Raw genomic sequence first — 9,139 nt, forward strand, 5'->3', positions numbered from 1 at the left:
ATGAGCGCGAGGGTCGACGGGCCGAAGGCAATCATTGTTCGGCATCCTTCACGACACTGCGGCGACGGGCCTGGCCCAGGGTGCTCTGACGCGCGCTGCCGGCTTCACGCAGCGCGGCTTGAGCCTGATCGCGGCGGGTCTGTTGCAGTTGATTGAGAGGCAGCAGCAACTGGGCGACGCTGGTGTCGGCGTTCAGGACGAGTTGCTCCAGCAGGCAGACGAACAGGCTGTCGAGCAGTTCGATGTAGGCACTGGCGTAACGCCCGGTGTCGTAGTCGTACACCACCAGCAGGCCTTCGCCGTCATCCACGACGTTGATCAGCAGGTCCACATCCGAGGCCTGAGGTTCCAGTTCTCGCTCGCTGATCGCCAGCCCCGGCAGATGCAGGTCCTGCTGACGGGTGTTCTGTACCACCAGTTTGACCTGGAAGAACGGCGTGTGACGTGCGTCCCGCTGCGGCAGCAAATCGGCCACCAGGGCGTCGAACGGCAAGTCTTGATGGGCAAAGGCATCCAGCGCGACGCGGCGGGCATCTCGGAGCAACTCATCGAACGTCTGCTGTGGCGTGACGCGGCAACGCAGAACCAACTGGTTGACGAAGAAGCCGACCATGTCTTCGGTTTGTTGCTGATGACGGTTGGCGATGTCGGTGCCCACCAGCAGGTCTTCGCGCCCGGTTTGCTGATGCAGCAACACCTTCAGCGCACTGTGCAGCACCATGAATGGCGAAGCCTCGCGAGCCGTGGCCAACTCGCCGATGGCCCGGGCCAGCGACGCCGGCAGGCGACTGCGATGACGCGCGCACCCGCCGTGGTCGCGGGTCTGGGCGCCCGGCAACAACAGTGGCGCCGGGGTGGCTTGCAACTGCTGGCGCCAGTAGTCCAGTTGTTGCTGCCAGACCGGGCCCGGCAGGTGCGTGCGTTGCCACACGGCGAAGTCGGCGTATTGCAGGGCCGGGGTGGCTATGCGAGGAGCGGCGGTGCCGAAACCGATGTAGTCCGTGGCCAGTTGCTCCACCAGTTGTGCAATCGACCAGGCGTCCACCGCAATGTGGTGCATGGCGATGGCCAGCACATGAGTCTGCGCCTCCAGTTTCAGTAATCGCGCCCGAATCAATGGCGCCTGCGTCAGGTCGAACGGTTGGCCGAAGACCTCGGCCAATTGCGCCTGGATGGCCGGCTCCTGTTCGTGCGCCAGGACATGTTGCAGGTCGGTGACCGGCAAGGCAAACGCCTGCGCTGCTTCGATCCGCTGCCACGGTTCGCCATGATCGCTGTGCACGGTGCTGCGCAACACTTCATGGCGGGCGATCAGTTGTTCGAACGCCAGGCGCAAGGCTTCGACATTCAGCGCGCCGGTCAAGGTCAGAGCGAACGGAATGTTGAAACCGCTGGAGCCAGGGTTCAGTTGCTCAAGGAACCACAACCGCTGTTGGGCAAACGACAACGGCAGCGGTTGCGAACGGTCTGCCACGGTGATCGCTGGCAGGGTCAAAGGCGCCCTCTGCAAGCGAGCGCAGTCGATGGCGCGTGCGAGGTTTTCCAGCACCGGGTGATCGAACACCGCACGCAACGGCAGGTCCACGGCGAGCTGGCTGCGAATCCGCGAAACCACCAGCGTCGCCAGTAGCGAGTGTCCGCCGAGGGCGAAGAAATTGTCGTCGGCACCAATCGCCGACACGTTGAGGATCTGTGCCCAGATTGCACCCAGTTGCTGCTCGGTGTCGCTGCTCAGCAGTCGTTGTTCGCTCAGGTCGCTACTGTCCAGCGCACGTGCGGTCAGCAGTTTGCGGTCGACCTTGCCGTTGGCGTTCTGCGGCAGTGCTTCCAGTTTTTGCCAATGCGCGGGCACCATGTACGACGGCAGACGTTGGGCCAGCCATTCGCGCAGCACCGCCACCGGCGTGTCGTCGCCGGTCCAGTACGCGACCAGTTGCAAGTCGCCTCGAAGGTCGGCATTGACGATTACCACTACCGCTTGCACGGCAGGATGACGACCGAGGTGATCTTCGATTTCACCCAGTTCGATCCGATGGCCACGGATTTTCACCTGCTGATCGCGGCGACCGAGGAACTCGATCACCCCGTCCGCACGCCAGCGTCCCAGGTCACCGGTGCGGTAGAAACGCGCACCGGGTTCAAACGGATGTGCGACAAACGCTGCTCGGGTTTTCTCCGGATCGTTGAGATAGCCGCGACCGACGCCGACACCGCCGACGCAGATTTCCCCCGGTACACCCACTGGCACGGGCCGCAACGCGGCGTCCACCAGGTACAGATGATTGTTGGCGGTCGGCCGGCCAATCGGCATGGCAGTGCCGCCTTCTTCAGGCACAGAAGTCAGCGGGTGGAACGCCACGTCATCCGAGCACTCCGCCGGGCCATAGGCATTCATCAGCGGCACATGGGCAAAGCGGCTCAGCCAGGCCTGGGCCAGCGCCGGAGGCAGGGCTTCGCCGGTCGGCAGCAACCAGCGCAGCGCCAACAGTTGCGTGTCGGTGCGGGCGAGGTCGAGCAGGGCGCGGATCATCGTCGGCACGGCTTCAAGCACCGACAGTTGTTGGTTCTCCAGCGCTTGCAGCAGGCGTTCGGGGTCGTGGGCAATCACGTCCGGCAGGATGTGCACGGTGGCGCCGAGTATCGGTGCGGCGAGGAACTGCCAGACCGAAATGTCGAATGCCGGGGAGGCGGTCTGGGCAATCCGGTCCGCGCTCGACAGGCCCAGCGTCGGCACCTTGCCGAAGATGTTGTTGAGCATGCCCCGTTGTTCGACCATGGCACCTTTCGGCGTGCCGGTGGAGCCTGAGGTGAAGATCACATAGGCCAGATCATCAGGGCTGCCCGCCACGTTGAGTGGCGTTGCATCGCCCGCCAGCCACAGGGCTTCGGTGCGCAGGCGACTCGGGGTCGCGGAGCTGGTGGCCAGTGCCGGGTCGATAACCGAGTCGGCACTTTCGCTGGTCATCAGAATCTTCGCGCCGGACAGTTCGAGGATTTCACTCAGACGCTGTGGCGGATGCTTGATGTCCAGCGGCAGATAAGCCGCGCCAGCCTTGAGCACGGCGATCATCATGCTCAGCAATGGCAACCCGCGTTCGGCGGCCAAGGCCACCAGCGTGTCACGACCGGCGCCGGTTTCGATCAGCGCACGAGCGAGGCGATTCGAGCGCTGATCCAGCTCGGCGTAACTCAGGCTGTCGGCACCACACACGGCAGCAATGCGCTGCGGATGCTCCGCCACTTGCCGGGCGAACAGCTCGGCGTAGGTTTGATCCAGCGGGAAGTCGAGTTCACTGCGGTTCCAGTCCACCAGCAGGGTCTGGCGTTCGTCCGGCGTCAGCAGCGACAGCGTTGCCAGTGGCGCGTCAGGCTGCGCAACCATTTGCGTCAGCAACTGACGCAGGTGGCCGAGCATGCGTTGCACGGTATCGGTGTCAAAACGCGCGGCGTCGTAGGTCAGGCGAATGCCCAGGCGATCGCCGGGGTAGAGCACCACGGTCATCGGGTAGTTGGTGTGCACGCGGTCTTCGTAGATGTCGACGTTGAAGTCGACCTGGCGGTCCGACAGGCCGGCGTCGAACGGCGCGTTTTCGAACACCACCAGGCTGTCGAACAGCGAGCGACCGTGCTCGATTTCACTCCAGCGCTGGATGTCCACCAGCGGCGCATGTTCGTAGGCGCGCAACTCGAAGTTGTGCGCGAACAGCGCTTGTAGCCACGGCACCACGGTTTGCGAATCGTCGACCTTGACCCGCAACGGCAGGCTGTTGATGAACAACCCGACGATGTCTTCCACGCCCGGCAACTCCGTCGGACGTCCCGACACCGTGACGCCGAACAGCACGTCGTCGCTGCCGCTGTAACGGGACAACAGCAAGGCCCAGGCGCCCTGAATCCAGGTGTTGGGCGTGAGCTGATGCTGTTGGCACAACGCGGTCAATGCACGGGTGTCGGCAATCGACAGGGTGACGTCCAGGTTGGCCACCGCTTCGACCGCTTGCTCGGTCACGGCCGGACGATCCACCACCAACGGCGTCGGTGCGCTGAAACCGGCCAGTTCGCGGGTCCAGAATTGTTCAGTGATGGACGTATCCTGGCATTGCAACCAATGGATGTAGTTGCTGAACGGCGGCAGCAACGGACGCGCCACAGGCTGGCCCAATACGCGTGCCTGGTAGTGGGCGAACAGGTCAGCCATCAACAGACCGAAGCACCAGGCGTCGGTCAGGATGTGATGAAAGCTGCGCACGATCAGGAACTCCTGATCGGCCACCTGGAATACCCGAAGGAAGGTCAGCGGCGGGCGGCGCATGTCGAAACCGTGCCGGCATTCGGCGTCCAGCACGGCGTCCAGTTGGCGCTGGCGGGTTGCTTCGTCGAGGTGACGCCAGTCGTACCAGGCGAAGGCCGGGTCGGTGTCGTGGTAGACACATTGCAGCGCCGCCTTGCCGTCTTGCCACCAGAACCCGGTGCGCAGCATCGGGTGCCGGGCCAGTTGCCGGGCCCAGGCGTATTCGATGGCGCTGCGGTCCAGTTCGCCGTCCCAGCGATAACGTTGCTGCATCAGGTAAATGCCGCTGTTGGGGCGCAGCAGCGTGTGCAGCAACATGCCTTCCTGCATCGGCGACAGGGGCAGCAGGTCGTCGATGCCAGCCCAGTCGAAGTTCGCGCCCATGGCCGTGAGATCGTGGCCGGCGGCGCGGCACAACGGGAACGCGTGGGCACCCGGGATGGCTTGCTCGGCGTCGGCGGCCAGCAGGGCCAGCCGCTGCTCCAGCGCCTCGGCCCAGTGTTCGGCGCCTGGGCCACGGCAGTCGATTTGCAGTTGACCGTGTTGCAGGCTGACGTACAGGGTCAGCCCGGTGGCATCGATTGGCGCGCTGGCGGCGATGACCTCGCCCAACGGCCCTTCAGGGGCCTGCCATTCGCCGGCCATGACAATATGCACGGTTGGCTGCGGCAGGCTCAGCAGCGGTTCGCGCAAGTAGTCGTTGTCGGCCAGGTAACGCAGCACGCCGTAGTCGTCACCGGTGTGTGGGGCGGCGGCCAGTTGCGCGTCGATCTGGCCAAGTAACTGCGCGGCGCTGCCGGTGGGTGTCACGCTCAGACGCAGGGGAACGGCGTGGCTCAGCACGCCAATCACTGTGGCCGGGTTGAAGTCGGTGCGGCTCAAGGGACTGGTGAGCGGCAAACGGGCACGCTCGCAGCGACCGCGCTCCAGGGTCAGCCAGACGTCTTGTTCGGCACTTTGCTGCGCCAATTCGGCAGCGACGGCGGTGGCCACCAGCGATGCCCACGGTGCGTGACTGCGGCGTTGCAGCAGTTTCAGACGAGCGCTCAGTGGCGCCGAGATCTGCACGCGGCTTTCAGTCGCCACGTTGTCCTGCGTAGTTGATGGCAGGGTTTCACCGGCGTATTGCAGCCAGTATTCCCAGGCCGATTCCAGACCGTCTTCATCGCGGGCGCAGCGGTTTTGGTGTTCGGCCCATTCATCCAGATTACCGCCGTGACGCGGCAATTCGATCGCACGATCGTATTGCGCTTGAGCCACGGCCAGCGCCAGGTCGGTCATCAGCAAAGCCCAGGAACTGGCATCCAGACGCAGGGCGTGGGTAACCAACAGCACGGCGTCGCCCTGCGCCGACAGGCAGGCGTGCCAGCCTTCGCCTGCCACGTGATCCAGCGTGGCCAGGGTGGCTTCGGCCAGCTCGGCCAGTGCGTTCGAGTTATCAACGATCAGTGGCTGACAACTGGCGCTGACCGGTTTCGGCATGCTCGGCAGGCTTTGCGCCCAGCGGCCGTCCGCCTCTTGGCTCAGTCCCAGTTGCAGCGCACGGTGTTGCTGTTGCAGGGCCAATATCGCGCGGTTCAGCACCTCCAGGCTGATCGGCGCATTCAACGCCACACAGCGCCAGTCTGCCGCTAACGGGCCGGCTTCGAGGCGGGCATGTTGGCCCGCGGTCAGCGGAACATTGCGTGCAACACTGCTGGTGTCCCGGCTGTAGTTCGCGCCTTGACTGATCACCGCAGAAATCTCGGCAATGGTTCGATTTTCGAACAACTGCTTGGGCGTCAGCTTCATGCCGCGCTGGTGGGCGCGCGCGATGATTTGCAGGTTTAGAATCGAATCGCCGCCCAAGGTAAAAAAGTTGTCATGAATGCCGACGCGCTCAACTCGCAACACATCCTGCCAGATCTCGGCGAAAGCGATTTCCACCGCATCGCGCGGGGCTTCGTAGGTGTCCTGGCTGGTCGGGGCGTCGGGCAATGGCAGGCGGGCGATGTCCGCTTTGCCATTGGCGTTCAGCGGGATCGCATCCAGCGCGATGAAGTCCGCCGGCACCATGTAATCCGGTACGCGCAGGGCCAGGTCATAACGCAGTTTTTCGGTGGACATCGAGGTGCTGGCCACCAGCCAGGCGATCAGCCGCGGTGTCTCGTTGGCCGGTTGCACAACACGGACCAGCACTTGCTGAATGTTGCTCGACAGGCGTTTGATTTGCGCTTCGACTTCGCCCAGCTCAATGCGGTAGCCACGCAGTTTGATCTGGTTGTCGACGCGCCCGAGGAACGCCAGTTCACCGGATTCCAGCCAACGCACTCGGTCGCCGGTACGGTAGGCGCGGGGCAGGTCGGCAACGGCCGTGAAGCGAGCGGCGGTTTGCGCCGGATCGCCCAGATAGTCCATGGCCAAGCCTTCGCCGCCGACCCACAGTTCACCTGGCACACCGACCGGCACGGCGTGACCGTGGCTGTCGAGTACCCGCAGTTGGCGGTTCGGTTGCGGATGGCCCAGCGGTTGTACGCCGGCCAGTGGCTGGTCGATGCGCGACAGGCAAATGCCCACGGCGCTTTCGGTCGGGCCGTAGTGGTTGTAGACCGCCAGTTGCGGACTAAGCCCTCGGATCGTGTCGAGCAACGTACCTTGCAGCGCTTCGCCACCGAGCAACAAAGCGCGACGTGGCAGCAGGTTGGCGTCGGGGCGAGCGGCGAGCAAACCGTGCAAGTGGTTGGGCGTGAGCTTGACCAGATCCGGTGTGAACTCGGCAAAACACTGCGCCAGGGCGTTCGGGTCGGCACGGGTATCGTCGTCCACCAGCAACAGGCTGCCACCGCTGACCAGCGCACCGAACAGCTGGGTGTAACCGAGGTCCGCCGCCAGGGTCGAGAGCAGCGCGTGGCGCCACGGTTGTTCCGCCTCGGCGCAACCCAACTCGGCGAGAATGCCCGTGATATAGGCGACGATGGCGCGGTGGGACAGGCGTACGCCTTTGGGCGTACCGGTGGAGCCGGAGGTGTAAATCACATAGGCGCAGGCCTGTTGATCCACTGCGGGCAGGTCGATGCCGGTGGCGCGGGCCGAGGCGTCGATCACCTGTGCCGCGGCGGTGTCGAAGGCCGGCGAGCCGATGATGAAGTCCACGTCGGCACTGGCCATCAGCGCACTCAGGCGCGAGGCTGGTTGGCCCAGGTCCAGCGGCAGGAAGCAAGCGCCGGCCTGCATCACCGCCAGCAGTGAGACCACTGTGTCATTGCTGCGGGGCATGGCCAGCGCTACGCGATCACCCTGTTGCAGGCCGCGCTGGCGCAAGGCGCTGGCCAGTCCGGTCGAGGCTTCAAGCAGTTCGCCGTAGCTCAAGACGCCATGGGTGTCGCGAACGGCTTCACGTTCGGGATGGCGGCGAGCCTGGGCGGCGATCAGTTCGTGCAGCGGAGCATCAGGCAATTCGAGGGTCGCGCCGTTGCCCCAGGTCCAAGTCAGGCTCAGTTCCTGCGCCTGGCACAGCGGCACCTCGGCCAGCGGTCGATTGGCGTCGCGGCTCAGTTCTTCGAGCAGCACCACCAATTGCTCCAGCAGGCGGGCACCGGCAGCATCGGACAAGCGTTTGCGCTGATGCACCAGATGCAGCTGCAAGCTGTCGCCTTCCATCGATGCGATCAGCGACATCGGATAGTTGTTGCGCCCGCCGGTGTGGCGCGAAGGCGCGGTGTGGTCGGCGTCCGGCAGTCCGACGAGGCCATCGTCGATCTGATCCAGCTCCCGGGGGAACGGGAAGTTTTCAAACACCATGATCGCTTCGAACAACTCGCCACCGGGCGGCAGCGCGGTCAACGCCCGCAGACTGGCCAGCGGTGTGTGTTCGTGCTCGCGCATTTCGGCGTTCCAGTCCTGGATGCCCGCCAGCCATTGGCCAACGGTCGGCGCATCGTCCCAGCGCACCCGTAATGGCAAGGTGTTGATGAACAGACCGACCATGCGCTCGACGCCGCTCAGCCGCTGCGGACGCCCGGCCACGGTGACGCCGATCAAGGCCTCGTCGCTACCGTTGTGGCGGCCCAGCAGGTAAGCGTAAGCCGCTTGCAGCAAGGTGTTGATGGTCAGGTTGTTGTCGCGGGCGAAACCGCTCAGGCGTGCAGTCGTTGCCGCATCCAGCACACGCAGATGTTCGGTGCAGGGCAGGTGCGCCTCCACCGGGTCGACGAGCAGGCCGCGCGGGTCGGACTCGGGCACGCGGGTGGTGTTGGCGAAGTCCGCCAGGCGGCTGCGCCAGAACTCATCGGCGGATGGGCGTTCGCTGAGGTAGGCCACGTAATCCTGGAACGGGCGCACCGTTTCCAGCGCCGCGTGCTGCCCTCGACGTGCCGCACGATACAGGTCGCGCCAGTCCGCCAGCAGCGAGCCGACGCTCCAGCCGTCGAGCAGCAAGTGATGGTGGGTCCACAACAACGACCAGTGGGCCTGGCCGTTTTGATCGTCCAGCCGCGCCAGGGTCAAACGCATCAGCGGAGCGGCACCCAGCTCGAAGGCCTGAGCGTGATCTTCCGCCGCCAGGGCTGTCAGCCCTTGCGGGTTGCCGCGCAAATCGACTTCGCGCAGCGGCAGATCGACTTCCTTGAGGATGACTTGATAGGCGTCGTCCAGCTCTTCCCAGAGAAACGCCGTACGCAATACCGCGTGGCGTTGCATCAGGGCCAGCCAGGCCTGACGGAAAGCGTTGAGGTCGAGGTCACCGGCCAGGGCGATGTTCATCTGCTGGTAGTAGACCCGGGACTCGGGAGCATAGGCCTCGTGGTACAGCAGACCTTTTTGCAGCGGCGTCAGCGAATAGATGTTTTCGATTTGGTCATGCATGGCAGC

Annotated in this window: 1 protein-coding gene; it reads right to left on the reverse strand. The window is 64.6% G+C overall.

Translation table 11 applies throughout. The features are described 5' to 3' along the window. Positions 1 to 31: 31 nt before the first annotated feature. The gene (locus tag AC07O1_RS24995) at positions 32 to 9,133 is read right to left on the reverse strand and encodes an amino acid adenylation domain-containing protein (protein WP_495090503.1); all 9,102 of its coding nucleotides are present in this window, start codon (positions 9,131 to 9,133) and stop codon (positions 32 to 34) included. Positions 9,134 to 9,139: the final 6 nt, after the last annotated feature.

This window comes from Pseudomonas sp. GW821-FHT07G10, from assembly GCF_059418545.1.

Coding starts and splice junctions, on each gene's coding strand:
- AC07O1_RS24995 (WP_495090503.1), bottom strand. CDS start 9,133: ATGCATGACCAAATCGAAAACATCTATTCGCTGACGCCGCTGCAAAAA.